This is a genomic window from Pseudomonas sp. 2848, assembly GCF_003253945.1.
Classification (GTDB): Bacteria; Pseudomonadota; Gammaproteobacteria; order Pseudomonadales; family Pseudomonadaceae; genus Aquipseudomonas.
This window is the reverse complement of sequence record NZ_QKZD01000001.1, coordinates 273927-298534: the sequence shown is the minus strand read 5'-3', so window position 1 is coordinate 298534 and position 24608 is coordinate 273927. Positions and strand designations below refer to the sequence as shown.

Here is a 24608-nt window from a genome sequence, read left to right as displayed (position 1 = left end):
GAGTTCACACATGCAATGGGAAGTTGTGATCGGGCTGGAGATTCATACCCAGCTCGCCACCCAGTCGAAGATCTTCTCCGGCAGCGCCACCACCTTCGGCTCCGAGCCGAACACCCAGGCCAGCCTGGTCGACCTGGGCATGCCCGGCGTGCTGCCGGTGCTCAACCAGGAGGCCGTGCGCATGGCGTGCATGTTCGGCCTGGCGATCGATGCCGAGATCGGGCCGCGCAACGTCTTCGCGCGCAAGAACTACTTCTACCCCGACCTGCCCAAGGGCTACCAGATCAGCCAGATGGACCTGCCGATCGTCGGCAAGGGCCACCTGGACATCGCCCTGGAAGACGGCACCATCAAGCGCATCGGCGTGACCCGCGCGCACCTTGAAGAAGATGCCGGCAAGAGCCTGCATGAAGACTTCAACGGCGCCACCGGCATCGACCTGAACCGCGCCGGCACCCCGCTGCTGGAGATCGTCTCCGAGCCGGACATGCGCAGCGCCAAGGAAGCCGTGGCCTACGTCAAGGCAATTCACGCCCTGGTACGCTACCTGGGTATCTGCGACGGCAACATGGCCGAAGGTTCGCTGCGCTGCGACTGCAACGTGTCGATCCGCCCGAAAGGCCAGACCGAGTTCGGCACCCGCTGCGAAATCAAGAACGTCAACTCGTTCCGCTTCATCGAACGTGCGATCAACAGCGAGATCCAGCGCCAGATCGACCTGATCGAGGACGGCGGCAAGGTGGTACAGGAAACCCGCCTGTACGACCCGAACAAGGACGAGACCCGCTCCATGCGCAGCAAGGAGGAAGCCAACGACTACCGTTACTTCCCCGACCCGGACCTGCTGCCGGTGGTCATCGAGCCCGGCTTCCTCGACACCGTGCGCGCCGCCCTGCCGGAGCTGCCACCACAGAAGGTCGAGCGCTTCCAGAGCCAGTACGGCCTGTCGGCCTATGACGCCAACGTGCTGGCCTCCAGCCGCGAGCAGGCCGACTACTTCGAACAGGTGGTGAAGATCGGCGGCGACGCCAAGCTGGCGGCCAACTGGGTGATGGTGGAACTGGGCAGCCTGCTGAACAAGCTCGGCGTCGAGATCGACCAGTCGCCGGTCAGTGCCGAACACCTCGGCGGCATGCTGCTGCGCATCCGTGACAACACCATCAGCGGCAAGATCGCCAAGACCGTGTTCGAGGCCATGGCCGCCGGCGAAGGTGATGCCGACAGCATCATCTCCAGCCGCGGCCTCAAGCAGGTCACCGATACCGGCGCGATCGACAAGATGCTCGACGAGATGCTCGCCGCCAATGCCGAACAGGTCGAACAATACCGCGCCGCCGATGAAGCCAAGCGCGGCAAGATGTTCGGCTTCTTCGTCGGCCAGGCGATGAAGGCGTCGAAAGGCAAGGCCAACCCGGGGCAAGTGAACCAATTGCTCAAGGCCAAGCTCGAAGGGTGATCCTGATCGCGGGGCAAGCCCGCTCCCAGATCGTGGGAGCGGGCTTGCCCCGCGATGATTCGAAGTGACAGCGGAGCTTCCGAATTGCTCAAGCGTTCCCTCACCACCCTCGCCCTCTTTACCCTCCTGGCCGGCTGCGCCAGCCATGACATCGACCCTCGCGGCTACGACCAGAGCGGCACCGCCTCCTATTACGGCTCACGCCACCATGGCAAACGCACTGCCAGCGGCGAGCCCTTCAACCAGCATGGCCTCACCGCCGCCCACCGCAGCCTGCCCTTTGGCAGCCGTGTGCTGGTCACCAACCTGGCCAACCAGCGCAGCGTGGTGGTACGCATCAACGACCGTGGCCCGCACACCCGCGGCCGGCTGATCGACCTGTCACGCGCCGCCGCAGAAAAAATCGGCATGCTCCGTAGCGGAACCGCGCGAGTCCGGGTACAAGGTCTGAGCGATTGACCTGACTGGAGCCCTCGCCATTTTCGACCTGGCCACCCTCCCCGCCTTCAGCCTGCTGCAACTGGGCCTGGGCTTGCTGCTGATGATCTTCGGTGCCGAGCTGCTGGTACGCGCCGCCCTGCGCCTGGCCGGCCGCCTGCACGTGCGCCCGCTGATCATCGGCCTGAGCCTGGTCGCCTTCGGCAGCACCGCGCCACAGCTGACCGTGAGCCTGCAAGCCGCCTACCAGGGCGCGCCGGATGTCGCGGTGGGCAGCGTCGTGGGCAGCAACATCTTCAACGTGCTGGTGATCCTGGGCCTTGCCGCACTGATCATTCCGCTGCGTGTGTCACGCCAGCTGGTGCGCCTGGATATCCCGCTGATGATCCTCGCCAGCGCCCTGGTCTACCTGCTCGCGCTCAACGGCGAACTGGGGCGGCTGGAAGGCGGCCTGCTGCTGCTCGGCCTGGCCGGTTACCTGGCCATGCTCTGGCATCAGTCGCGGCACTATGCCCGCACGTACCCGGCGCCACGCACCGAGCACGCCAGCCCGCTGCGCTTCTGGAGCGGGGCGCTGCTGCAGATCCTCATGGGCCTGGGGCTGCTGAGCCTGGCGGGCCACCTGGTACTGGAGGCAGCCGTCGAGGTAGCGACCGACCTGGGCCTGTCCGAACGCATCATCGGCCTGACCGTGGTCGCGGTGTGCACCTCGCTGCCGGAACTGGCTGCCGCGCTGATCGCGGCCCTGCGCGGCGAACGGGAAATCGCCGTGGGTACGGTGATCGGCAGCAACCTGTTCAACCTGCTGGCGGTGCTGGGGCTGACGGCAGTGACCACCCCCGCCCCCTTGTCGATTTCACCCAATGCACTGGACTTCGACCTGCCGGTGATGCTCGGCGTCGCCGCGCTGTGCCTGCCGGTGTTCTATTCCGGCTACCGGGTTACCCGCGCCGAAGGCTTGGTGTTCCTGTGTCTTTACCTGGCCTACGGCCTGCACGTGGTGACCTTCACCACCGGCCTGCCTTTGGCCGGACGCCTCGAACAGCTGATGCTGTTCTATGTAATGCCACTGCTCGGGGTCGTACTGCTGTACACCACGGTCCGCGCCTGGCGCCGACAACACTAAGGAAAACAACATGGCTGACAAGAAAAAGACCGGTGAAAGCATCCGTCGCCAGGTAATGGGCGATGCCTTCGTCGATCGCGCCCTGGGCAACGCAACGGCGTTCACCCAACCGCTGCAGGACTTCGTCAACGAACATGCATGGGGCAGCGTCTGGGCCCGCGACGGGTTGCCGCTGAAGACCCGCAGCCTGATCACATTGGCCACCCTGACCGCGCTCAAGTGCCCGCAGGAACTCAAGGGCCACGTGCGTGGGGCGTTGAACAATGGCTGCACGGTCGAGGAGATTCGCGAGGCACTGCTGCATTGCGCGGTGTATGCCGGGGTGCCGGCGGCGATCGATGCGTTTCGCGCGGCGCAGGAAGTGATCGACAGCTATCAGGCGAGCACCGCGAATTAAACGGCAAAACGCCAGAGGCTCATGGAGATCCCCTGGCGTACGTCAAGACCACCTGCCTCAACCCACCGGCCGCAGGCCCTGGCTCATCCCGAACAGAAACAGTAAAAGATCATGATCCGGCTGAGCCTGCGCCTGGTCAGCCTTCACCACACGAGGCAATGGGCACTGCCCACCCTCCCCGGCCTTGCTGAACACCGTGGGCCGCGGCTGCTCCCAGGCCGCCGCCGCAGCGGTGGTCACCGCCAACGCCGCAACCAGGAACAAAGCTCGAGCTATTTCTAGTTTCATTGCTCTAAACCTTTGACAGCGCTGCCAAACGCCATTTGGTAAAAGTAGAGCAAGGTCTGCCACTCCGCCTCATTGAACGACGAGTGGCGGCGCAATTGACGCAGGTCGTTGTACGCCGCTCGCTGGCAGCTGATCCGTCGCCGACATTTCTCCAGATCCAGCAACGCGACCTCCACCCGCGCCTGCTCCCCCTCGCCAAGTACCTTGACGAACACATGCTTGCCGTACAGGCAGCCATGCTGCCAATGCCCCAGGTGCATGCGCGCCAGGTTGTCGGCCAGATCCTTGAGCATGCGCTCGTGCACCGCCTGCGGATAATGCTCGCGAGCTCCCGAGGCATGCCAGGCATCGAGATCGACAAAGCCATCGAGTGCCTCGCTGACCAGCAACGCACGCCACTGGTGATCGGCGTCACGCTCGGCACCGGCATAGACGATACGCGGCACCCGCACGCCCAACTGCTCGAAACTGTGCAATGCGTCGAGTTCGCGCAACACTGTGGGGCGCCCGAAAGGATGCAGGAGGCTGCGGTAGATATGCCCGACCTGGCGTTTGGCATACAGCATATGGCCATGGTCATCGCTCAGCCGCTGCACACCGCTTTCGCCACCACGCCGCTGGTTGGGTTCCTCGACCCATTCCCCTTGCTGCTGCCAGTAATAATCGAACTGCCTGGAATGATGCTGGGCTACCGCCATGACTCTTTACCCCTTGCGCAATACGTACACTCGCCACATGGCATAGAACGGCAGAAAGTCGAGACGTTCCTGAATTCTGAAGCCTGCTGAGGAAAACTCTTCTTCCACTGTAGCCGCAGGTAACACAAATCGGTTCTGGTAGCTGTCCTGCGTGGCCTTGGCACTGCGCCGCGCTTCGAGCTTGCGCCGGCGCCAGGCCTTGAAATTGCCATCCACCCACAGCGACAGGATCACGCTGTCTCGGCTAACCCTTTGAAATTCCGAGAGAATTGTCTTTCGATGCGCCGAGTCGCCAATGTGATGGAACAAGCGCATGCAGAAAATGCTGTCCACCGAGTTGTCCGGCAGGTCAATGGCAAAGGCGGAAGTCTGCAAGGGCCGTACCCGTGCGACGACTTCTGGCGGTTGTGCCGCACAGGCTGTCTCTATCATCGCGGCGGAGTTGTCTGCACCGATGATCACCCGGTTGGCCTTTTCCGCCAGCAGCGGCCAGAAACGCCCGGCGCCACAAGGCAGGTCGAGCACCAGCCCGGGCTCGCCGGCCAACGCCAGGGCGCGCCGGGCCAGCTGCTCGTCGCGCTGGTGGGAAAGGCGTCGAGCCAGGCCATCCTGGTGCTTGAGGAAGTACTGGCGGGCATGATCCCGATCGTACTTGTCCGAGAATTCGAGTTTGATGGGGCTACGCATTGAGCATCTCCTGACTCCAGTGCGCCCACCTTAGGCAGTTGGGCGTTGGCGTCAGGTCATGCCGATGTGAAAAATCTGTAGGAAAGCTCCGCAGGTGTTACCGGACGTTAATCCGGATCCAATATCCCGCCACACCCTTCGCCATGCGCCATCGGGGTGCCCTGGCTCAGATCGACCTGGAAACGACAGCCGTGGGGCAGCGTCGCCGTCAGGGTCACGCGCCAGCCCTGGTCGTCGCAGATGCGCTGGACCAGCGACAGGCCCAACCCCAACCCCTCGCCCCGACGCTCGTCACCGCGCACGAACGGCCGGAACATCGCCTCGCGCTGTTCTTCCGGAATCCCCACGCCACTGTCTTCCACACTGAAGCCATTGGCTTCCAGGCTGAGGCGGATGTATCCACTGTCGGTGTAGTGGGCAGCATTGCGCAGCAGGTTGCCCATCACCGACTGCAGGAAGGTGGCGTTGTACAGCACCGGGCTGGCACTGACCTGGCCATCGTAGTAAAGCGCCAGGCCTTTCTGCTCGACGGTATCGCGCCATACCCCGATCAAGTCGTCACCCACCTCGCGCAGGGTCGCCCGCGAAGCGACTGCACCTTCATCGCGCTGGGCCCGGGCAAGCATCAGGAAGGTTTTCACCAACTCACGCATCTCCTCGGTCGCCCGGGCGATACGTTCGACCTGGCTGCGCGCGCGGCTCTCGAGGTTGGGGTTTTCCATCAGCAGCTCGCACGAGGTGGCCAGGACCATCAGCGGCGTACGCAGCTCGTGGCTGACATCGCTGGTGAACAAGCGCTCACGGGTCAAGGCATCACGCAGGCGCCCCAAGGTATCGTCGAAGGCGACGGCCAACTGGCCGACCTCATCCGCGGCATAATCCGGTGCCAATGGCGGTGCCAATCCCAGCAGCTGGTCACGGTGACGGACCTGGCGCGCCAGGCGGATCACCGGCGCCATCACCCGCCGGGCCAGCAACCAGCCGAGAATCACCGCCAGGGCCAGGCTGAGCACGAAGCCGACCACGACAACGGCGAACAGCACCCGCTCGCGCTCCTCGAAATCGCTCTGGTCCTGCAACAGCACATAACGTCGGCCATCGACGATCTCGACCATGGCGTGGTACGAGAGCTGGTCGCGAAACACTTCGTGGAAGCCGGCGTCCAGGTGGCGCAGGTCCTTGGGCAGCTCGAAATCATCTCGCCCGCCACTGAAGTAGAACAACTGGTCGGGGCGCGGCCGGTGGCTCCAGTCGCTGACGCTGTCCATGCGCAACAGGCGCTGCAGGTCGCCACCGAGCACCGAAGAGATCAACCGCTCTTCGACCAAATGCACCGTGGCGACAATGCCAAAGGCAAATGCCCCAGCCACCAGCGCGCTCATCAGCGCAAAGGCGATGATGATGCGCTGGGCAAGGCTCTGCTTAAACTCCATCGCGGCCCTCGGCGAGGCGATAGCCGACGCCATGGACGGTATGCAATAGCGGTCTTTCGAAGGGTTTGTCGATGACCTGGCGCAACTGGTGGACATGGCTGCGCAGGCTGTCGCTGTCAGGGCAGTCGTCGCCCCACAGCGCCTCTTCCAGCACCTCGCGACGCAGGACGTGGGGGCTCTTCTGCATCAGCACGGCGAGCAGCTTCAGGCCGACGGGGTTGAGCTTGAGCAGGCGGCCCTGGCGGGTCACCTCCAGGGTGTCGAGGTCGTAGCTCAGGTCGGCGACCTGCAAGGTGCGCCGGCCGCCCCCCTGGGCACGCCGCAGCACCGCCTCGATGCGCGCGGCCAGCTCCGACAACGCGAACGGCTTGAGCAGATAGTCGTCGGCCCCTGAGCGGAAGCCCTGCAGGCGGTCGTCCAGCTGGTCGCGGGCGGTAAGCATGATCACCGGGGTGTCGCGGCGGGCATCCTCGCGCAGGCGCTTGCACAGCGTATAGCCGTCGATGCCCGGCAACATGATGTCGAGCACGATCAGGTCGTAGTGTTCGGTCGCGGCCAGGTGCAGGCCGGACAGGCCATCCTGGGCACAATCGACGGTGTAGCCCTTCATGCCGAGGTAGTCGGCCAGGTTGGCCAGAATATCGCGGTTGTCTTCAACCAAAAGAATGCGCATCGAAATCTCCTGTGCGGCGCTTCGCCGGGCGCGGCAGGCGCAGCTTACGGCCATTTGCCCGCATGGTGCCATGCCCTGGATCGAAATCACCGGACTTGACGGTTTTTTCACCGATCATTCACGAACACAGGATAGCGGCCCAACGACAATGCCCCGTCTCTTACACCTTCTGGAGTCACCATGCAGGCTAGCGTCCCCCCTCGCCCGATCAATTTTTGGCTGTACCTGGGCATCCCATTCATCACTGTCATGACCCTGGTCCTGCTGGAGTGGACCTCGCTGGACATGGACCTGGCCAACCTGTTCTACGACCCGGCCGCCGGCGCGTTCATCGGCCGCCACAGCTATGTGCTGGAGAATATCCTGCATGACCGCGTCAAGCAGGGTGTGATCCTGTTCGGTCTACTGGCAGTGGCCGGGTTCGCCCTGAGCTTCTTCTGGAGCCGGCTGCTGGGCTGGCGCCGCGAGCTGGGTTGCCTGGTACTGGCGTTGGCGCTGTCGACGGCATTCGTCACACCACTGAAGAAGGTGACCCAGGTGCAATGCCCGTGGAGCCTGACGCAGTTCGGTGGCAAGGAAACCTACAGCAAGTTGCTCGAAGCCCGCCCGGCTACCGACAAGCCTGGCCTGTGCTGGCCCGGTGGGCATGCAGCGACCGGGTTCTGCCTGTTCGGCCTGTTCTTCATGCTGCGTGACCGCAAGCCACGTCTGGCCCGGGTCGCGCTGGCAGTGGCCTTCGTGGCCGGCTCGGTGCTGTCGATCGGGCGGATGATGCAGGGTGCGCACTTCCTGTCGCACAACGTATGGACGGCGGTGTTCTGCTGGCTGATCGGGCTAGGGTCGTACTACCTGGTGCTGTATCGCCGAAACCGCTGCGAAACACCAGCGGTCGAACACAGCGCTGCCTGATTAACCATCGCGGCGACCCGACTTGCCCCGCGATGGCGCCAAATCCGGCAAACGAAAAAGCCCCGCACGAGGCGGGGCTTCTTCTTGTTACCGGGGGTAAGGCTGGCTTACATCATGCCGCCCATGCCACCCATGCCGCCCATGTCAGGCATGCCAGCAGCTGGCTTGTCTTCCGGCAGGTCGGCAACCATGGCTTCGGTGGTGATCATCAGACCACCGATCGAAGCTGCGGCTTGCAGGGCCGAACGGGTGACCTTGGCTGGGTCCAGGATGCCCATCTCGATCATGTCGCCGTACTCGCCGGTAGCGGCGTTGTAACCGAAGTTACCCGAACCTTGCTTGACCTTGTCAGCGACAACGCTTGGCTCGTCGCCGGCGTTGGCAGTGATCTGGCGCAGCGGCGCTTCGACAGCGCGACGCAGCAGGGCGATACCGACGTTCTGGTCTTCGTTGTCGCCTTTGAGGTCAACGATGGCAGCCAGGGCGCGCACCAGGGCAACACCACCGCCAGGCACCACGCCTTCTTCAACGGCTGCGCGGGTGGCGTGCAGGGCGTCTTCGACGCGGGCTTTCTTCTCTTTCATCTCGACTTCGGTGCCTGCACCGACCTTGATCACGGCAACACCGCCAGCCAGTTTGGCCAGGCGCTCTTGCAGCTTCTCACGGTCGTAGTCCGAAGTGGTGTCGGCAACCTGGGCGCGGATCTGGGTGACGCGAGCCTGGATGTCGGACTCTTCGCCAGCACCGTCGATGATGGTGGTGTTTTCCTTGGACAGGATGACGCGCTTGGCGTTACCCAGGTGCTCCAGGGTGGCGGTTTCCAGGGACAGGCCGATCTCTTCGGAGATCACGGTACCGCCGGTCAGGACAGCGATGTCCTGCAGCATGGCCTTGCGGCGATCGCCGAAGCCTGGTGCCTTGACTGCGGCGACCTTGACGATGCCGCGCATGTTGTTGACCACCAGGGTAGCCAGGGCTTCGCCTTCGACGTCCTCGGCAACGATCAGCAGCGGACGGCCGGCCTTGGCAACGGCTTCCAGAACTGGCAGCAGCTCACGGATGTTGGAGATCTTCTTGTCGACCAACAGCAGCAGCGCGCCTTCCAGCTCGGCAACCATGGTGTCCGGCTTGTTGACGAAGTACGGCGACAGGTAGCCACGGTCGAACTGCATGCCTTCGACGACGGACAGTTCGTTTTCCAGGCCCGAGCCTTCTTCAACGGTGATCACGCCTTCCTTGCCGACTTTTTCCATGGCTTCGGCGATGATTTCACCGATGGAGTTGTCGGAGTTGGCGGAGATGGTGCCGACCTGGGCGATGGCCTTGGAATCGGCGCATGGCTTGGACAGGTTCTTCAGCTCGGCGACGACGGCGGCGGTGGCCTTGTCGATGCCGCGCTTGAGGTCCATCGGGTTCATGCCGGCAGCGACGGCTTTCAGGCCTTCGTTGACGATGGCCTGGGCCAGGACGGTAGCGGTGGTGGTGCCGTCACCGGCAGCGTCGTTGGCCTTGGAAGCAACTTCCTTGACCAACTGGGCGCCCATGTTCTCGAAAGCGTCTTTGAGCTCGATCTCTTTGGCGACGGAAACGCCGTCCTTGGTGATGGTCGGCGCGCCGAAGCTCTTGGCCAGGACCACGTTGCGGCCTTTCGGGCCCAGGGTCGCTTTTACCGCGTCAGCCAGAACGTTGACACCAACCAGCATTTTCTTACGGGCGGAATCGCCGAATTTTACGTCTTTAGCAGCCATGATCGTTTAATCCTTGGAATTCTTTGGAGTAACGGGAAGTCGGAAAATCAGCCTTCGATAACGGCGAGGATTTCGTTCTCGGCCATTACCAGCAGGTCTTCGCCATCGACTTTCACGGTGTTGCTGCCCGAGTAAGGGCCGAAAACCACTTTGTCACCCACTTTCACGGCCAGCGCGCGTACTTCGCCGTTGTCCAGGATGCGACCGGTGCCGACGGCAACGACTTCACCGCGGTTTGGTTTTTCAGCGGCCGAACCCGGCAGGACGATACCGCCAGCGGTTTTCGATTCTTCTTCGCTGCGACGGATGACGACGCGGTCATGCAGAGGACGAAGCTTCATTGTCGATCTCTCCCAAATTGTGGTTTTCATCGGCCGGTGTCAGCACCGGCAGGTTGATTCGATCCGGCGTTGCCGGGGGTGGCCCGCAAAGGGCGAACCACCTGTGTCATGTCTGGTGTCGCCACCAGAAACCTTGCGGTGACCACATACATGAGGCCGGCAAAATCGATTACAAGGCTTGAAAGGAAATTTTTTCACCACGCCATCGTGAGAGCAGGCTTGGCCCGCGACAGCGCCAGCCATCGCCGACCAAGCCCGCAGCCCTCCCTCGGCGTTACTTGTCGCGACGCTCGTACTCGCCCTCGATCACGTTCGGACGGTGGCCGTCATCGCGGGGCTGGGCCTGGAACGGATCATCCTGGAACGCCCGCTGACGCAGGGCCTGCTCTTCGGCGCGGCGGCGCATACGGCCGGCCACCAGGCGGCGGGTGAACGGCAGCAGGCACAGCAGGCCCAGCACGTCACTGATGAAACCCGGCAGCAGCAACAGGCCGCCACCGACGGTGAGCATCAAGCCCTGGAACATGTCCTCGGCCGGCAGTTCGCCGCGCTGCAGGCTCTCCCGGGCACGCAGGGCGGTAGCCAGGCCGGCCACGCGCATCACCAGCACACCCAGGGCGGAACCGGCGATGATCAGCAGCAACGCTGGGAAGAAGCCAATGGCGGCGCTGACCTTGACGAAGACGAACAGCTCCAGCACAGGAAAAATAAGAAACAGCAGTAGAAAAGCACGCATCAAGGGTTCCTCGACGGAAGAGAATCTTCCTGTAAGACCATCAGATGGATGCCTCGACGCCTGTTTTCAACCCTCGACTTGCGTCGCATCCGGCCATTTTTCAGCGCGCGCCAGCAAAACCAGAGCCTCACGGACTTGTGTCGGCGTATTGCAAGTAGTTGGGAAAGGCAGCCAGTAAATGCCCTGACCAATACGCAGGTGCATGCCCTCACTGTCGATACCGACCATGTGCGCCGAGCGCGGCAGCCCCGACAGTTTTACATAGTGGTCAATGGCATTGGCATGATCGTCATTCATATGCTCAATCATGCTTTTTTCGACCTGGCCCGCAAACGGATTGGCCAACGTCACCTGATCGAGCCAGTGGATCGCGCCGAAACCACCGATGTAACGGTGGCGTACCGGCTCAAGCACCCAGAAGTCGAAATCGTGGGCCTTGTGGTAGTTCGCAGATTCGGGGAAATACCGGTAGTACCGGCTTGCAGCAGCCTCGATGGCGGCATCGTCAGTGAGTTTACGCGCCTGGGCCATCACCGTCAGGCGCCCGACTGCCTGGACATCTTCGGCGTCGCGCTCACCTACCAGCAGTGAACACTTGGGGTCTTTCTGCAGGTTGTGGGTGTGCTGGGCGATGCGGCTGATGAGGATCAGCGGATGGCCGTCGGCGTCGAGGCAATACGGCACCACCGAGCCGAAGGGGAAACCGGGCATCGATTTGGAGTGCGTGGAGAGGACGCCGCGGTATTCCTTGAGCAGCAGTTCCCGGGCGGGACGAAGGGCGTTGGTACTCACTGTAGGGCTCCTGGCGGCGGACTGGATGGGTGACAAGATAAGCATTATCACCCACCACTGCCACTGGGTATGCTGCGCAGACCATCGCCGGCTCCCACAGGAGTCGAAGTGCCCCTGTGGGAGCCGGCTTGCCGGCGATGGGGCGCGCAGCGCCCCTGCGATCTACCAGGTAACGCCGAAACCGGCGGTATAGCGGGTCTTGTCCAGGTCGCTGTCGCGGGTGCCCTTGATCAGGTCCTTTTCCGCCTTGAGGTTGAGCGAAGCCCACTCGGTCACCTTGTAGCGCAGGCCCATCTCGGCATCCAGCGAGTAGTCGGCCACGCCGCCCAGCGGCTTGCCGAATTCGCCATTGGTGAAGAATTCGACCTTCTTGCCGATCAGGTAACGGTTGTAGTCCCATTTCACCGCGGCGGAATAGAAGTTGTCCTTGCCACCGTCGCGGTACTCGAAGTCGGTGCGGTTGATCAGCGAACCCAGCGAGAACGCGCCGAGCTCGTCATCCCAGAACTGGTAGCCCGGGCCGGTACCGACGGTACGCTGGCGGGCCAGATCCTCGATATGGTCGCGCTTGTATTCCAGGCGCCCCTGCCAGAACCACTTCTCGGTTATGAAGCGGTCCAGCGCGTACTCGGCGCTCCAGTTGTTGGTGGTGGTGACGTCGTCCTTGGTCTCGCGGTTGTATTCGCCCTCGGCGTTGTGCCGCCAGCGGCCATGGCGGGCGGTGGTCTTGAAGCTGACGTCATAGTCGTCGGTGTTGTTCTCGGCGCGCTTGTAGTCCATCGCCACATCGACGTTGCCCTTCCACAGGAAATCCTCGAGCACCGGACGCGGCTTCATGATCTGCTCGATGCTGGCCAGCTCGACGGTCTTAGGCGCCTCGCCGTTGGCCAGGGTCACCTTGCCGGGTTCGGCGGCCTTCAGCGCCTTGGCCTTTTCGCCGCTGTAGGCATCTTGCTTGACCAGCAGTTCCTGATCGCTTTCCAGCGTCTGCACCTGCTTCCAGTCCAGGGCGATCGAACCACCATAGGGGGTCTCCAGCAGCAGCTTGCCGCCGTCGAAGACCTTGATCTTGCCGCTCAGGCGGTCACCGTTCTTCATCCACACGGTGTCGGCGAGCACGGGCGTACAAAGGGACGCAGCGATGAGGCACAGCAGGGTTCTAGAAGACATAAGCGCAATATGGGTTCGATTCGACGAAAAAGCCGGGCATTATCCAGATACCGACAACCTGAGCAAGGACAGACCCAGACCATGCCGATGAGTTCCACTCGCATTTGCCGCAACCTTCTGTCCGGTTTCATCTGCAGCACAGGGATCTTCTGATGTCCGCCCTCGATCCGCCCGCTGCGCAGGAAGCACAAGCCCGACGAATGGCTGTGTATTCTGTCCTCGGCCAGGTACCGCCGGGGAAGGTCGTCAGCTACGGACAACTCGCCGAGCTTGCAGGCCTTGGCCGCGCGGCGCGGTGGGTCGGACGCACACTTTCGCAGCTCCCCCAGGACACCCGCCTGCCCTGGCACCGGGTACTGGGCGCGGGTGGCAGGCTGAGCCTGGCCCTGGGCACGCCGTCTGGCGACGAACAACGCGCCCGGCTGCGCGCAGAAGGCGTGAATGTGGCCAATAATCGTGTGGATATGGCGCGCCATGGCTGGCGTCCGATGGAGCACAGCGGTTAGAGTGCGCGCTTTGTTTTCGCAAACCTTGAGGCAGATGTTGGCCCATGCCCCGTAAAACCTGGCGCGCTGCGCTCGCTGCCTATGCCAGCCCGTCAACTCTGGTGCTTTTGCTGCTCGGATTCGCCGCCGGCCTGCCGTACATGCTGGTGTTCTCGACGCTGTCGGTGTGGCTGCGCGAAGCCGGCGTGGCCCGCGAGACCATCGGCTATGCCAGCCTGATCGGCCTCGCCTACGCGTTCAAATGGGTCTGGTCGCCGCTGCTCGACCAGTGGCGCCTGCCGCTGCTCGGCGGCATGGGCCGGCGCCGTTCCTGGCTGCTGCTGTCGCAGCTGCTGGTGGTGCTCGGGCTGGTCGGCATGGGCTTCTGCGACCCGCAGAAACACCTGTCGTGGCTGGTCGCCCTGGCGGTATTGGTGGCCTTCGCCTCGGCGACCCAGGACATCGCCGTCGACGCCTACCGCCTGGAAATCGCCGACGACCAGCGCCAGGCTGCCCTGGCTGCCAGCTACATGGCCGGCTACCGGGTCGCCGCCCTGCTTGCCACCGCCGGTGCGCTGTTCTTCGCCGAGTGGTTCGGCTCCACCGGTTTCAGCTACCTGCACGAAGCCTGGACCGGCACCTACGTATTGTTCGGCGTGCTGATGCTGCCGGCGGTGTTCACCACCCTGGTGATGCGTGAGCCACCGGTACCAATGCGCACCCAGCTGTCGGCCGCGCGCTATGGCTTGATGCACCAGCTGGCGTCGGTGTTCGTGCTGATCATCCTGCTGGTCTCGGTACCGGCCAGTTTCACCCAGATGTTCAACACCGACTGGGGCAGCGTGGCGTTCGGCGACGCCACCCTGTTCGACCTGCTGCTCGAAGACCGCGCCTTCCTGCGCCTGATCCTCTATGTGCTGCTGACCTGGGCGTGCCTGTCGTCTCTCGGTCGTCGCGGCCTGGCGCCGGTGCTCACGCCGGTCAACGACTTCATCGTGCGCTATCGCTGGCAGGCCCTGCTGCTGCTCGGGCTGATCGCCACCTATCGCATGTCGGATACGGTGATGGGCGTGATGGCCAACGTGTTCTACATCGACATGGGCTTCACCAAGGACCAGATCGCCAGCGTCAGCAAGATCTTCGGCCTGATCATGACCCTGGTCGGCGCTGGCGCCGGCGGCCTGCTGATCGTGCGCTTCGGCATCCTGCCGATCCTGTTCATCGGCGGCGCGGCCTCGGCGGCCACCAACATCCTGTTCCTGATGCTGGCCGACATGGGCCCGAACCTGGAAATGCTGGTGGTCACCATCTCGCTGGACAACTTCAGTTCGGGGCTCGCCACCTCGGCCTTCGTCGCCTACCTGTCGAGCCTGACCAACCTGAAGTTCTCGGCCACCCAGTACGCCCTGCTCAGCTCGATCATGCTGTTGCTGCCACGCCTGATCGGCGGCTATTCCGGGGTCATGGTGGAGAAGTTCGGCTATCACGACTTCTTCCTGGTCACCGCCCTGCTGGGCGTGCCGACGCTGGTGCTGATCGCGCTGCACTGGCGCCAGGAAGTCGGTCGGGGAAAGCCGGCGCCGGTGGAGAGCCCGGCAGCTGAACAACACTAAGCCATCATCGGCCTTATCGCGGGGCAAGCCCGCTCCCACGCATACTTTCTTTGGGCACTGCGTGGGAGCGGGCTTGCCCCGCGATGCGTCTAGCCTGCAACCACCGCACGGCGCCTGCCGATCACGAACCACAACGGCCACAGCGCCAACGCACCCGCCACGCCCGCGGCCAGGGCAAAATGCATCAGGCTCGCACCGGCACCCAGCATCGCCAACACCGCGCCGCCCAGGCCCAGCAGGGCGATAGTGATCATCCCCAGCATTGCCGACACCAGGCCCTTGCTCTGCTCGCTGGAAAACAGCGTCATGCGGTACAGCACCGCGTTGGCGACGCCCAGGCCCAGCGCGTACAGCGACATGCCGGCCACCACACTGGTCACCGTCGGCCAGAACCAGGTGGCCGCGACCATCAGCGCCAGGCCCGCCAGGTAAGGCCACAGGGCGCCACGCACCAACGCCGGCAGCGGGTAGCGATCGGCGATGCGGTTGATGATCAGGTTGCCCAGGATCAGCCCGCCGAACACCGGCAGTTGCCACAATGCGTATTCCATCGTGCTCAGACCTTCATCATGGATCAGCAGCACAGGTGACAGGCCGATCCAGCCGATAAGGGGCAACCCCACCAGCCCCAGCGCCGCGCTACCGGCCACGAAACGACGGTTGCCCAGCAACTGACCGTAACCCGCCAGCAATGGCAGCAGGTGGATGGGCGTGAACGGCAGGCGCGAACCGTCGCGGCGCTCCACGCCCAGGGTTTCCGGCATCAGCCGGTAGAGCAGCAGCCAGCACAGCACCGCGCCGGCGGCGAAGGCCACGAACAGCCAGCGCCAGTCCAGCCACTGCAGCATCAAGGTGCCCACCAGCGGGCCAAGCAACGGCGACAGCAGCGCGATGTTGGCCAGCAGCGCCATCATGCGCACCGCGTCGGCCTCGCTGAACGCCTCGTTAAGCGCCGGATAGCTGACCGTGACCACGAAGCCCAGGCCGATGCCCTGCAACAGCCGCAACAGGTTGAACACACCAATATCCTGGGCCCAGAAGGCCGCCAGGCACGCCAGCCCGAAGAACACACAGCCCCCCAGCAACAGCGGGCGCCGGCCATAGCGGTCGGCCAACGGGCCGATCAGCCACTGCAGCAGCACGCCACCCAGCAGGTAGAGGTTGAGGGCATGGGGAATGTATTCGGGGCTGGCCTGGAGATCGCCGACCACTACCGGCATGGCGGGCATGACCGCGTCGCTGGCCAGGTAGGTCAACAGTTCGAACAGCGCCAGGGTCAGGCCGAACAGCAAGGCGCGCAGGGGGGTGATATACAGCAGAGGTTTCATGGCGAACATCGGGTTGGCAGGCAAGATCAGGGTGTATGCCAGATATGGCAGCGCCTGGCTGTGAACAAGTGTAAAAAACAGGGCCGCTTCGCGCCCCATCGCCTGCAAGCCGGCTCCTACAGGTTGACCATTGACCCTGTGGGAGCCGGCTTGCCGGCGATGGGGCGCGAAGCGGCCCCGATTTCGCGGACGCTTATGTTACGCCACGGTCTCCTGCACCACGCGAATCACTCGCTGCGGAAACGGAATGTCGATCCCTTCTGCCTTGAGCCGGTCGCGGGCATGCTCGTTGAGCATGAACATCACGTCCCAGTAGTCGGCGGTCTTGGTCCAGATGCGCAGCGACACGGTGATCGAGCTGTCACCCAGGGTCGAAATAACCGCCTGCGGCGCCGGGTCCTGCAGCACACGCGGATCCTGGGCCAGCTCCAGCAGTACATTGCGCGCCTTCTGCAGGTCGGCGTCGTAATCCACGCCCACGTCGAACACCACCTTGCGGGTCGGCTGGCGGTTGGTGTTGGTGATGATGCCGTTGGAGAGGCTGCCGTTAGGCATGATCACGGTCTTGTTGTCGCCGGTGCGCAGCACGGTGTGGAAGATCTGGATGCTGTCCACGGTGCCACTGACACCTTGGGCCTCGATCCAGTCACCGATACGGAACGGACGGAACATCAGGATCAGCACACCGCCGGCGAAGTTGGCCAGGCTGCCTTGCAAGGCCAGGCCGATGGCCAGGCCGGCGGCACCGATGGCGGCGACGAACGAGGTGGTCTCGATACCGATCATCGATGCCACGCTGACCATCAGCAGCACCTTCAGCACGATGTTGGCCAGGGTGCTGATGAAGCCCTGCAGCGCAGCGTCGGCACGCAGGCCCACCAGCTTGCCAAGACGGGCACTGAGCTTGTTGATGATCCACCAGCCGATGGCCAGGGTCAGCAGCGCCAGCAACAGGCGGCTGCCGTACTCCATGATCAAGGGAACCCAGGTCTGCGATTGGCGAACGAGCTGATCGACTTCAGCGTTCAAATCCATGTTTATCTCCTGATGCCGAACGGCAAGTACACAGTGAAGCGGGCAGCGCAAAGCCAGCGGCCCGGACCCCGATGGACATCAATGCGCCATCAAGGTTCCGGGCCGCCGTGCGATCAGTCGCGGAAGTTGTTGAACTGCAGCGGCATGTCGAATTCCTTGGTGCGCAGCAAGGCAATGGCCTCCTGCAGGTCGTCGCGCTTCTTGCCAGTGACGCGAACCTGCTCGCCCTGGATGGCGGCCTGGACCTTGAGCTTGCCGTCCTTGATGGTGGCGACGATCTTCTTGGCCAGGTCCTTGTCGATGCCTTCGCGGAACTTGGCTTCCTGCTTCTTCTCCTTGCCCGAAGCGTAGGGATCCTTGGTTTCCAGGCATTTGACGTCGATCTTGCGCTTGACCAGCGCCAGGCGCAGGATTTCCAGCATGGCCTCGAGCTGGAACTCCTCCTCGGCGGTCAGCAGCACGGTCTGCTCCTTGTCCTTGAACTCGAAGGTGCCCTTGCCCTTCAAGTCGTAGCGACGGTCGAGGTCCTTGATGGCGTTGTCGACAGCGTTCTGCACTTCGTGCTTGTCCAGTTCCGATACCACGTCGAACGAAGGCATGGATGATCTCCAGAAAAAAAAGCGCGCTCGGCCTGAAGATGGAGCGCGTCGGGTTTGATGGTTAAAATGCGGACTCATTATAACGGGTTGCGAAACGCAGATGAGCAGCACCTGGCATATTCTCGGCGCCGGCAGCCTCGGCAGCCTCTGGGCCTGTCGCCTGGCCCGCGCCGGCAAGGCGGTTCGCCTGATCCTGCGCGACCAGCAGCGCCTGGCCGCCTATGAACGCAAGGGCGGGCTGACCCTGGTGGAGCAGGATGCCCAGCACCACTATGCGATCCCTGCGGAGAGCTTCGACGCGCCCGGCCCGATCCATCGCCTGCTGGTCGCCTGCAAGGCCTATGACGCCGCGCCTGCCGTGGCGCGCCTGGCCCCCAGGCTGGCCCATGGCGCCGAGCTGGTACTGTTGCAGAACGGCCTGGGCAGCCAGGACGAGGTTGCCGAGCAGGTGCCCCACGCCCGCTGCATCTTCGCCTCCAGCACCGAGGGCGCGTTCCGCGAAGCCGACTGGCAGGTTCGCTTTGCCGGCCACGGCTTCAACTGGCTGGGTGATCCGGCCAGCCCCGGCATGCCATCCTGGTTCGACGACCTGCACGACGCCGGCATACCGGCCCAGTGGGCGCTCGACATCCCTGCTCGCCTGTGGCGCAAACTGGCGCTCAACTGTGCGATCAACCCGCTGACGGTACTGCACGACTGCCAGAATGGCGGCCTGCTCGGGTACCTGACCGAAGTCGACCCACTGTGCGACGAACTGGTCAACCTGCTGCACCGTTGCGGCCAGCCCGAAGCGGCCAGCGACCTGCACGAGGAAGTACAGCGGGTGATCCTGGCCACCGCGGCCAACTACTCTTCCATGTACCAGGATGTCCGCCATGGCCGGCGCACCGAGGTCCACTACCTGCTCGGCCACGCCTGCCGCGCCGCTGGCCGGCACGGCCTGGCAGTGCCGCAACTGGAACACCTGCACCGGCGCCTGGTCGATAACCTGCAGGCGCGTGGCCTGCGCAGCGACTGATTCTGCCCATTCATCGGATACGGACACCCTCAGACCCATGACCCTGCGTCAACGCCTGGAAAACCTACCGGTCGGGCAGAAGCTGCTGGCGGCCTTGCTGGTGCTGCTGGTGACCATCCTGCTGGTGGCCAACCTCGCCTTCATCAGCGCCGCTTACTGGATCACCCAGGAGAGCATGGCGCCCCAGGCCCTGCAGACCATCGGCAAGCTGGTGTCCAACCCGCAGCTGTCCTCACGGGCCGGTGACTCGCCGGAAGCCGCCACGGCGCTACTGAAGGAGCTCGACAGCTACTCGCCATTGCGCGCGGCGGCCATCTACGGCGGCGACGGGCGCCTGCTGGCGCAACTGCAACATGGCGAGCCGCTGAGCCTGCCCAAGCGCTACCGCAACATCGATGGCTGGCGCCTGATGGAGTTTCGCAGTACCCAGCTGATCCGCCTGCCACGCAACGCCGCGCCCCCCGCACACCTGCTGCTGGTGGCCAGCAGTGAACTACCCACGGCGTTCTACACCGGCACCCTCTCCGCCAGCCTGGCCATCCTGGTGTTCAGTGTGCTGCTGTGGCTGCTCATCGCCCGGCAGATCAAGCGCCTGATCACCCTGCCGATCAATCGCCTCGAAGAACTGACCCGCCAGGTCACCCGCGAGGAAAGCTATGCCCTGCGCGCCCAGCGCGGCAATGACGACGAAATCGGCGGCCTGGCCGAGGCGTTCAATACCATGCTGTCGCGCATCGAAGCCCGCGAGCAGCAGCTCAAGCGCACCCGTGACGAGTTCCAGGATGCCTATGACCAGGCCCAGGGCCTGGCCGAGGAAACCCGCCATACCAACCGCAAGCTGGAACTGGAAGTCCAGGTGCGCAGCAAGATCGAGAAAAAACTCACCGGTTTCCAGAACTACCTGAACAGCATCATCGACTCGATGCCCTCGGCGCTGATCGCCCTCGACGAACAGCTCTACGTCACCCAGTGGAACCACGAGGCCACGGTGCTCTCCGGGACACCGCTGGACGAAGCGCTGAACCAGCCGATCTTCCTCGCATTCGAGCCGCTCAAGCCGTTCTTGCCGCAGCTCAAGGAGAGCGTGGAGAAGCACCGGGTCGCCAAGGTCGAGCGCGTCACCTGGCCCAAGGGCGAGGACCTGCGCCACTACGCGCTGACCTTCTACCCGTTGATGGGCGGTGGCGGACGCGGGGTGGTGATCCGTATCGACGACATCACCCAGCGTCTGTCACTGGAAGAAATGATGGTGCAGTCCGAGAAGATGCTCTCGGTCGGCGGCCTGGCCGCCGGCATGGCCCACGAAATCAACAACCCGCTGGGCGCGATCCTGCACAACGTGCAGAACATCCGCCGCCGCCTGTCGCCGGACCTGCCGCGCAACCAGGAGCAGGCCAGCGAGCTGGGCATCGACCTGCCGGCCGTCAATCGCTACCTGGACAGCCGCGAGGTGCCACAGTTGCTCGACGGCATCCAGCAAGCCGGCGCACGGGCCGCCAAGATCGTCACCCACATGCTCAGCTTCAGCCGCCGCAGCAACCGTCAGCTCGCCCCTTGCGACCTGCCGGCGTTGATCGACCAGGCGGTGGAGATCGCCGGCAACGACTTCGACCTGGCCATCGGCTTCGACTTCAAGGGCCAGGCCATCGTCCGCCAGTTCGATCCACAGCTGGGGCCGGTGCCCTGCACCGCCAACGAACTGGAGCAGGTGCTGCTGAACCTGCTGAAGAACGCCGCCCAGGCGATCCACCAACGTCCGCAGCCCAGCGAGCCGGGGCGTATCACCTTGCGTACCCGGCTCAACCCGCCCTGGGCGGAGATCCAGGTCGAGGACAACGGCGTCGGCATGCCCGAGACGGTGCGCAAGCGCACCTTCGAACCCTTTTTCACCACCAAGGAGATCGGCCAGGGCACCGGCCTGGGCCTGTCGGTGTCGTACTTCATCATCACCAACAACCACAAGGGGCAGATGGAAGTACAGTCCACCCCCGGCCAGGGCACCTGCTTCACCCTGCGCCTGCCCCTGAACCAGGCCCAACCGGCCCCCCTGAACACGGAGACATGACATGGGCTATCGCCTGTCGAAGATCTATACGCGCACCGGCGACAAAGGTGAAACCGGCCTGGGCGATGGGCGCCGAGTGCCCAAGGACCATCCGCGCGTCGAGGCAATCGGCGAGGTCGACAGCCTCAACAGCCAGCTTGGGCTGCTGCTGGCCGGCTTGGCCGAGCAGGGGCTGGATGAGGTCAGCGAGATCCTGACGCCCTGCCAGCACCGTTTGTTCGACCTGGGCGGCGAGCTGGCGATGCCCAGTTACCAAGCGTTGAACCAGGCCGAAGTGGAGCGCCTGGAGGCCGCCATCGATATGTGGAACGAAGAGCTGGGGCCGCTGAAAAACTTCATTCTGCCTAGCGGTTCGGCGCTGATCGCTCAGGCGCATGTGTGCCGGAGCCTGGCGCGCAGTGCGGAGCGCCGGTGTCAGCAGTTGAATGCTGTAGAACCGCTGGAAGGCGTGGGTTTGGCGTACATCAACCGCCTTTCGGATCTGCTGTTTGTCGCGGCGCGGATCATCGGGCGGCGGCAGGGTGTTGCCGAGGTGTTATGGCAGGCGGCGGATAAGCCAGCAGGCTGACACCGCAAGGGGCCGCGAAGCGGCCCCTCTACCAGGCCACTCAGGCCTCAGGCCAGAACGCCCGAATCCCGGCAACACCTTGCGCGCCGACTTCCCACGCCCGCTCACGCTCGCCCGGCCCTACCCCACCGAGCAAGAACACCGGATGGCTGAACCCTGCAGTCAACCGCTGCGCCTCATCCCAGCCCAGCGGCGCTGCCTCAGGGTGCGTCTGGGTCGCCTGCACCGGCGACAGGGTGACGAAATCCACCCCCATCTGCTCGGCCAATGCCAGCTCCTCGGCACTGTGGCAGGACGCCGCCAGCCAGCGCTCCTTCGGGAATGGCCGGCCCTTGGCCGCGTACTTGCGCAACTGCGCGGCGGTCAGGTGCCAGCCGGCCGACGGGAAGTCGCCCAGCCATTCCAGCGGCCCCTTGAGCATGAGTTGCGCCTTGCCTGCGCACAGGCCAACCGCGTCGACCGCCACATCGCGGTACTTCGGGTCGTACATGTCCGGTGCGCGTAGCTGGATCAGCCTGATACCGCTGGCCACGGCCTTCTGGATACCTTTGAGCAACTCGGGCACTTCCAGACCGTCCGGGGTGATCAGGTATTGATCGGGCAAACGCGCGGCGGCGACAATCGGCTTGTTGGCCTCGGGGAACGCATACTGCCCCAGGTCACGCGGAGCCACCCACGCCAAAGGCTGACCTTCGGCACCATGTGGCTCACCAGCAAAGCCATCCACCTCGTGCACATCCAGCAATACCTGCTTGTCCGGGTAATCGTGACTGACCTTGATCAGCGGGCGCGACCCCGTGACCTCGATACCCAGTTCCTCACGCAGCTCACGGGCCAGCGCCGCTTCGACGCCCTCCCCCGCTTCCACCTTGCCGCCGGGAAACTCCCACAAGCCGCCTTGATGCTGAGTATCCGCACGACGTGCGATCAGGATGCGACCATCGGCACCGCGGATGACCGCGGCTACTACATGAATCCGTTTCACCCTTCACGCTCCGCCAGGCCAGCCCGCTGCCAGGCCTGGAAGGCCGGCCACTGGTAGATGGTTTCGATATAGGCAGCGGCCTCGGCCGGCACCTCGACGCGGTAGGTGCGCAGGCGCACGGCCACCGGGGCGAAGAAGGCATCGGCCAGGGTCGGCCGGCCAAACAGGAACGGGCCACTATCCTTGGCCACCAGGCGGCACTCGGACCACAGGGCGACCATGCGGTCGATGTCGACCTGCACATCCAGCGGCACGCTTTCCAGCGCCTGGTCGCGGGACAGGTCGAACGGCATGGCGCCGCGCAGGGCGAAGAAGCCGCTGTGCATCTGGGCACAGGCCGAACGCGCCTGGGCACGGGCCGCGATGTCGTCCGGCCACAGGCATGCTTGCGGATGCTGCTCGTTGAGGTACTCGGCGATGGCCAGGGAATCAGCGATGACGCCATGCTCGGTCTTGAGCAGCGGCACCTTGCCTGTGGCCGAGAACGCCAGCAGGCGCTGGCGGGTATCGGGCTGGTTGAGTTTGATCAGGGTTTCTTCGTAGGGCACGCCGGCCAAGTCAAGGGCCAGGGCGCCGCGTAGCGACCAGGAGGAATACAGCTTGTCGCCGATGATCAGGTGATAGCTCATGGTTCGGCTCCATGTTGCGGGCAGTGTGCGGTAATCGCGGGCAAGCCCGCTCCCACCAAGCTGTGCGTGGGAGCGGGCTTGCCCCGCGATGGGTCAGGTGCGGTATTCGGCGTTGATCTTCACGTACTCGTGGGACAGGTCGGTGGTCCAGATGGTTTCGCTGCACTGGCCACGGCCGAGCTCAATGCGGATGGTGATCTCTTCCTGGGCCATCACCGCCGAGCCCTGTGCCTCGGTGTAGCTCGGGCTGCGCCCGCCTTTGCTGGCGATGCACACACTGTCCAGATACACGTCGATCAGGCTGACATCCAGCTCGGGCACGCCGGCGCGACCGACAGCTGCGAGAATGCGGCCCCAGTTGGGGTCGGAGGCGAACAGCGCGGTCTTGATCAGCGGCGAGTGGGCCACGGCATAGCCAACGTCCAGGCATTCCTGGTGGTTGCCCCCACCGTTGACCTGCACGGTGACGAACTTGGTGGCGCCTTCGCCGTCACGGACGATGGCCTGTGCCACCTCCATGCACACTTCGAACACCGCTTGCTTCAGTGCTTCGAACAGCGCGCCGCTGGCCTCGGTCACTTCCGGCACATCGGCCTTGCCGGTGGCGATCAGCATGCAGCAGTCGTTGGTCGAGGTGTCGCCGTCGATGGTGATGCGGTTGAACGACTTGTTGGCGCCGTCGAGCATCAGGTCCTTCAACACGGCCGGGGCGACCTTGGCGTCGGTGGCGATGTAGCCGAGCATGGTAGCCATGTTCGGGCGGATCATCCCCGCGCCCTTGCTGATACCGGTGACGGTGATGGTCTTGCCGTCGAACTGGAACTGACGGCTGGCGCCCTTGGGCAGGGTGTCGGTGGTCATGATGCCGGTGGCGGCTTCGGCCCAGTTGTTTTCCGACAGGTTGTCCAGGGCGGCCTGCAGCGCGCCTTCGATCTTCTCGACCGGCAGCGGCTCGCCGATCACGCCGGTGGAGAACGGCAGGACCGACTCGGCCGGCACGCCGGCCAGTTCGGCCAGCCTGGCGCAGGTGCGCTCGGCGGCGGCCAGGCCCGGTGCGCCGGTGCCTGCGTTGGCGTTGCCGGTGTTGGTCAGCAGGTAACGCACGGTGCCCTGCACGCGCTGCTTGGAGAGGATCACCGGTGCCGCGCAGAAGGCGTTGAGGGTGAACACGCCGGCGACGCTGGAGCCTTCGGCGCAGCGCATCACCACCACATCCTTGCGCCCCGGGCGCTTGATGCCCGCCGAGGCGATACCGAGTTCGAAACCGGGAACCGGGTGCAGGGTGGGCAGGGGACCAAGACCAACAGCCATTAGAGCGCTCCTAGATAAATCGGTTGAGAACAAAAAGCGGGGCCGCAAAGCGGCCCCGGATGTGTCACGTTACTGCAGGT

General features: G+C 64.1%; 27 protein-coding genes. 10 read left to right on the top strand and 17 right to left on the bottom strand.

All coding sequences use genetic code 11. The features are described 5' to 3' along the window. Window positions 1-10 precede the first annotated feature (10 nt). The 4 genes from gatB to DFS21_RS01390 all read left to right on the top strand — a co-directional run bounded on the left by gatB (window position 11) and on the right by DFS21_RS01390 (window position 3417). On the top strand, window positions 11-1456 hold the full coding sequence (gene gatB / locus DFS21_RS01405) for an Asp-tRNA(Asn)/Glu-tRNA(Gln) amidotransferase subunit GatB (RefSeq protein ID WP_110700415.1): 1446 nt from the start codon (window positions 11-13) through the stop codon (window positions 1454-1456). Between the two features lie 84 nt (window positions 1457-1540). After that, the gene (locus tag DFS21_RS01400; RefSeq protein WP_046856981.1) at window positions 1541-1915 is read left to right on the top strand and encodes a septal ring lytic transglycosylase RlpA family protein; all 375 of its coding nucleotides are present in this window, start codon (window positions 1541-1543) and stop codon (window positions 1913-1915) included. Window positions 1916-1976: 61 nt separating this feature from the next. Continuing rightward, window positions 1977-3020 carry a calcium/sodium antiporter gene (locus DFS21_RS01395; protein WP_110700417.1) on the top strand — a complete coding sequence of 348 codons (1044 nt, stop codon included), beginning with the start codon at window positions 1977-1979 and terminating at the stop codon, window positions 3018-3020. A 10-nt stretch (window positions 3021-3030) separates the two neighbouring features. Then, window positions 3031-3417: a carboxymuconolactone decarboxylase family protein gene (locus tag DFS21_RS01390; RefSeq protein WP_102682698.1), complete on the top strand. Its 387-nt coding sequence runs from the start codon at window positions 3031-3033 to the stop codon at window positions 3415-3417. Window positions 3418-3474: 57 nt separating this feature from the next. Here DFS21_RS01390 and DFS21_RS01385 read toward each other — a convergent pair whose 3' ends face one another. The 6 genes from DFS21_RS01385 to DFS21_RS26595 form a co-directional block, all read right to left on the bottom strand. Then, window positions 3475-3705, bottom strand: coding sequence for a hypothetical protein (locus DFS21_RS01385; RefSeq protein ID WP_102682697.1), 231 nt, complete (start codon window positions 3703-3705; stop codon window positions 3475-3477). Further along, entirely contained in the window at window positions 3702-4403 is a 702-nt protein-coding gene (locus tag DFS21_RS01380) for a lipopolysaccharide kinase InaA family protein (RefSeq protein WP_046856984.1), read from the bottom strand. The genes DFS21_RS01385 and DFS21_RS01380 overlap by 4 nt, the downstream gene beginning before the upstream one ends. A 6-nt stretch (window positions 4404-4409) precedes the next feature. Then, entirely contained in the window at window positions 4410-5090 is a 681-nt protein-coding gene (locus tag DFS21_RS01375) for a class I SAM-dependent methyltransferase (RefSeq protein ID WP_111531714.1), read from the bottom strand. 107 nt (window positions 5091-5197) lie between these two features. Then, on the bottom strand, window positions 5198-6523 hold the full coding sequence (locus tag DFS21_RS01370) for a HAMP domain-containing sensor histidine kinase (RefSeq protein ID WP_110700421.1): 1326 nt from the start codon (window positions 6521-6523) through the stop codon (window positions 5198-5200). Then, window positions 6513-7196, bottom strand: coding sequence for a two-component system response regulator ColR (gene colR, locus DFS21_RS01365; RefSeq protein ID WP_102682693.1), 684 nt, complete (start codon window positions 7194-7196; stop codon window positions 6513-6515). The genes DFS21_RS01370 and colR overlap by 11 nt, the downstream gene beginning before the upstream one ends. Further along, window positions 7177-7314: a hypothetical protein gene (locus tag DFS21_RS26595; protein ID WP_158539539.1), complete on the bottom strand. Its 138-nt coding sequence runs from the start codon at window positions 7312-7314 to the stop codon at window positions 7177-7179. The genes colR and DFS21_RS26595 overlap by 20 nt, the downstream gene beginning before the upstream one ends. Before the next feature lie 62 nt (window positions 7315-7376). Here DFS21_RS26595 and DFS21_RS01360 point away from each other — a divergent pair, with 62 nt between their 5' ends. Next, entirely contained in the window at window positions 7377-8105 is a 729-nt protein-coding gene (locus tag DFS21_RS01360; RefSeq protein WP_111531713.1) for a phosphatase PAP2 family protein, read from the top strand. A gap of 107 nt (window positions 8106-8212) precedes the next feature. On the opposite strand, the gene groL is transcribed toward DFS21_RS01360, so the two are convergent. The 5 genes from groL to DFS21_RS01335 all read right to left on the bottom strand — a co-directional run bounded on the left by groL (window position 8213) and on the right by DFS21_RS01335 (window position 12892). Further along, a complete protein-coding gene (gene groL, locus DFS21_RS01355) occupies window positions 8213-9853 on the bottom strand; it encodes a chaperonin GroEL (RefSeq protein ID WP_046856989.1) in 1641 nt (546 codons plus the stop codon). 47 nt (window positions 9854-9900) lie between these two features. Beyond that, window positions 9901-10194 carry a co-chaperone GroES gene (locus DFS21_RS01350; protein ID WP_003260750.1) on the bottom strand — a complete coding sequence of 98 codons (294 nt, stop codon included), beginning with the start codon at window positions 10192-10194 and terminating at the stop codon, window positions 9901-9903. A 274-nt stretch (window positions 10195-10468) separates the two neighbouring features. Further along, complete coding sequence (locus DFS21_RS01345; protein WP_110700425.1) at window positions 10469-10930, bottom strand: FxsA family protein; 462 nt, start codon at window positions 10928-10930, stop codon at window positions 10469-10471. 66 nt (window positions 10931-10996) lie between these two features. Beyond that, a complete protein-coding gene (locus tag DFS21_RS01340; RefSeq protein ID WP_110700427.1) occupies window positions 10997-11722 on the bottom strand; it encodes a HugZ family protein in 726 nt (241 codons plus the stop codon). A gap of 162 nt (window positions 11723-11884) precedes the next feature. Next, window positions 11885-12892, bottom strand: a complete 1008-nt coding sequence (locus DFS21_RS01335) for a DUF481 domain-containing protein (RefSeq protein WP_102682688.1) — start codon at window positions 12890-12892, stop codon at window positions 11885-11887. Window positions 12893-13044: 152 nt separating this feature from the next. Between DFS21_RS01335 and DFS21_RS01330 the strand changes: the two genes are divergently transcribed. Both DFS21_RS01330 and DFS21_RS01325 read left to right on the top strand, forming a co-directional pair. Then, window positions 13045-13398: an MGMT family protein gene (locus DFS21_RS01330; RefSeq protein ID WP_110700431.1), complete on the top strand. Its 354-nt coding sequence runs from the start codon at window positions 13045-13047 to the stop codon at window positions 13396-13398. A 44-nt stretch (window positions 13399-13442) separates the two neighbouring features. After that, window positions 13443-14990 carry an AmpG family muropeptide MFS transporter gene (locus DFS21_RS01325; protein WP_110700433.1) on the top strand — a complete coding sequence of 516 codons (1548 nt, stop codon included), beginning with the start codon at window positions 13443-13445 and terminating at the stop codon, window positions 14988-14990. 89 nt (window positions 14991-15079) lie between these two features. On the opposite strand, the gene DFS21_RS01320 is transcribed toward DFS21_RS01325, so the two are convergent. The 3 genes from DFS21_RS01320 to DFS21_RS01310 form a co-directional block, all read right to left on the bottom strand. Beyond that, complete coding sequence (locus tag DFS21_RS01320; protein ID WP_110700435.1) at window positions 15080-16318, bottom strand: MFS transporter; 1239 nt, start codon at window positions 16316-16318, stop codon at window positions 15080-15082. A 198-nt stretch (window positions 16319-16516) separates the two neighbouring features. Then, a complete protein-coding gene (locus tag DFS21_RS01315; RefSeq protein WP_023631294.1) occupies window positions 16517-17353 on the bottom strand; it encodes a mechanosensitive ion channel family protein in 837 nt (278 codons plus the stop codon). 113 nt (window positions 17354-17466) lie between these two features. Then, window positions 17467-17952 (bottom strand): YajQ family cyclic di-GMP-binding protein, encoded by a 486-nt coding sequence (locus DFS21_RS01310; RefSeq protein ID WP_011535522.1) that lies wholly within the window; start codon window positions 17950-17952, stop codon window positions 17467-17469. A gap of 100 nt (window positions 17953-18052) precedes the next feature. Here DFS21_RS01310 and DFS21_RS01305 point away from each other — a divergent pair, with 100 nt between their 5' ends. Genes DFS21_RS01305 through DFS21_RS01295 form a run of 3 tightly spaced genes read left to right on the top strand, consistent with a single transcriptional unit; the run spans window position 18053 to window position 21603 of the window. Then, window positions 18053-18970 carry a putative 2-dehydropantoate 2-reductase gene (locus DFS21_RS01305; RefSeq protein ID WP_102682685.1) on the top strand — a complete coding sequence of 306 codons (918 nt, stop codon included), beginning with the start codon at window positions 18053-18055 and terminating at the stop codon, window positions 18968-18970. Between the two features lie 37 nt (window positions 18971-19007). Continuing rightward, window positions 19008-21035, top strand: a complete 2028-nt coding sequence (locus tag DFS21_RS01300; protein WP_102682684.1) for an ATP-binding protein — start codon at window positions 19008-19010, stop codon at window positions 21033-21035. A gap of 1 nt (window position 21036) precedes the next feature. Next, complete coding sequence (locus DFS21_RS01295) at window positions 21037-21603, top strand: cob(I)yrinic acid a,c-diamide adenosyltransferase (protein WP_111531712.1); 567 nt, start codon at window positions 21037-21039, stop codon at window positions 21601-21603. Window positions 21604-21643: 40 nt separating this feature from the next. Here DFS21_RS01295 and DFS21_RS01290 read toward each other — a convergent pair whose 3' ends face one another. The 3 genes from DFS21_RS01290 to argJ all read right to left on the bottom strand — a co-directional run bounded on the left by DFS21_RS01290 (window position 21644) and on the right by argJ (window position 24528). Further along, window positions 21644-22588, bottom strand: a complete 945-nt coding sequence (locus DFS21_RS01290) for a Nudix family hydrolase (RefSeq protein ID WP_110700443.1) — start codon at window positions 22586-22588, stop codon at window positions 21644-21646. Next, window positions 22585-23217 carry a glutathione S-transferase family protein gene (locus DFS21_RS01285; protein ID WP_110700445.1) on the bottom strand — a complete coding sequence of 211 codons (633 nt, stop codon included), beginning with the start codon at window positions 23215-23217 and terminating at the stop codon, window positions 22585-22587. Before DFS21_RS01285 ends, DFS21_RS01290 begins: the two co-directional genes overlap by 4 nt. Window positions 23218-23310: 93 nt before the next feature. Further along, window positions 23311-24528 (bottom strand): bifunctional glutamate N-acetyltransferase/amino-acid acetyltransferase ArgJ, encoded by a 1218-nt coding sequence (argJ, locus tag DFS21_RS01280; RefSeq protein ID WP_102682680.1) that lies wholly within the window; start codon window positions 24526-24528, stop codon window positions 23311-23313. Between the last annotated feature and the right edge of the window lie 80 nt (window positions 24529-24608).

Coding starts and splice junctions, on each gene's coding strand:
- gatB (WP_110700415.1), top strand. CDS start 11: ATGCAATGGGAAGTTGTGATCGGGCTGGAGATTCATACCCAGCTCGCC.
- DFS21_RS01390 (WP_102682698.1), top strand. CDS start 3,031: ATGGCTGACAAGAAAAAGACCGGTGAAAGCATCCGTCGCCAGGTAATG.
- DFS21_RS01385 (WP_102682697.1), bottom strand. CDS start 3,705: ATGAAACTAGAAATAGCTCGAGCTTTGTTCCTGGTTGCGGCGTTGGCG.
- DFS21_RS01380 (WP_046856984.1), bottom strand. CDS start 4,403: ATGGCGGTAGCCCAGCATCATTCCAGGCAGTTCGATTATTACTGGCAG.
- DFS21_RS01375 (WP_111531714.1), bottom strand. CDS start 5,090: ATGCGTAGCCCCATCAAACTCGAATTCTCGGACAAGTACGATCGGGAT.
- DFS21_RS01370 (WP_110700421.1), bottom strand. CDS start 6,523: ATGGAGTTTAAGCAGAGCCTTGCCCAGCGCATCATCATCGCCTTTGCG.
- colR (WP_102682693.1), bottom strand. CDS start 7,196: ATGCGCATTCTTTTGGTTGAAGACAACCGCGATATTCTGGCCAACCTG.
- DFS21_RS26595 (WP_158539539.1), bottom strand. CDS start 7,314: ATGATCGGTGAAAAAACCGTCAAGTCCGGTGATTTCGATCCAGGGCAT.
- DFS21_RS01360 (WP_111531713.1), top strand. CDS start 7,377: ATGCAGGCTAGCGTCCCCCCTCGCCCGATCAATTTTTGGCTGTACCTG.
- groL (WP_046856989.1), bottom strand. CDS start 9,853: ATGGCTGCTAAAGACGTAAAATTCGGCGATTCCGCCCGTAAGAAAATG.
- DFS21_RS01350 (WP_003260750.1), bottom strand. CDS start 10,194: ATGAAGCTTCGTCCTCTGCATGACCGCGTCGTCATCCGTCGCAGCGAA.
- DFS21_RS01345 (WP_110700425.1), bottom strand. CDS start 10,930: ATGCGTGCTTTTCTACTGCTGTTTCTTATTTTTCCTGTGCTGGAGCTG.
- DFS21_RS01335 (WP_102682688.1), bottom strand. CDS start 12,892: ATGTCTTCTAGAACCCTGCTGTGCCTCATCGCTGCGTCCCTTTGTACG.
- DFS21_RS01330 (WP_110700431.1), top strand. CDS start 13,045: ATGTCCGCCCTCGATCCGCCCGCTGCGCAGGAAGCACAAGCCCGACGA.
- DFS21_RS01325 (WP_110700433.1), top strand. CDS start 13,443: ATGCCCCGTAAAACCTGGCGCGCTGCGCTCGCTGCCTATGCCAGCCCG.
- DFS21_RS01320 (WP_110700435.1), bottom strand. CDS start 16,318: ATGAAACCTCTGCTGTATATCACCCCCCTGCGCGCCTTGCTGTTCGGC.
- DFS21_RS01315 (WP_023631294.1), bottom strand. CDS start 17,353: ATGGATTTGAACGCTGAAGTCGATCAGCTCGTTCGCCAATCGCAGACC.
- DFS21_RS01310 (WP_011535522.1), bottom strand. CDS start 17,952: ATGCCTTCGTTCGACGTGGTATCGGAACTGGACAAGCACGAAGTGCAG.
- DFS21_RS01305 (WP_102682685.1), top strand. CDS start 18,053: ATGAGCAGCACCTGGCATATTCTCGGCGCCGGCAGCCTCGGCAGCCTC.
- DFS21_RS01300 (WP_102682684.1), top strand. CDS start 19,008: ATGACCCTGCGTCAACGCCTGGAAAACCTACCGGTCGGGCAGAAGCTG.
- DFS21_RS01295 (WP_111531712.1), top strand. CDS start 21,037: ATGGGCTATCGCCTGTCGAAGATCTATACGCGCACCGGCGACAAAGGT.
- DFS21_RS01285 (WP_110700445.1), bottom strand. CDS start 23,217: ATGAGCTATCACCTGATCATCGGCGACAAGCTGTATTCCTCCTGGTCG.
- argJ (WP_102682680.1), bottom strand. CDS start 24,528: ATGGCTGTTGGTCTTGGTCCCCTGCCCACCCTGCACCCGGTTCCCGGT.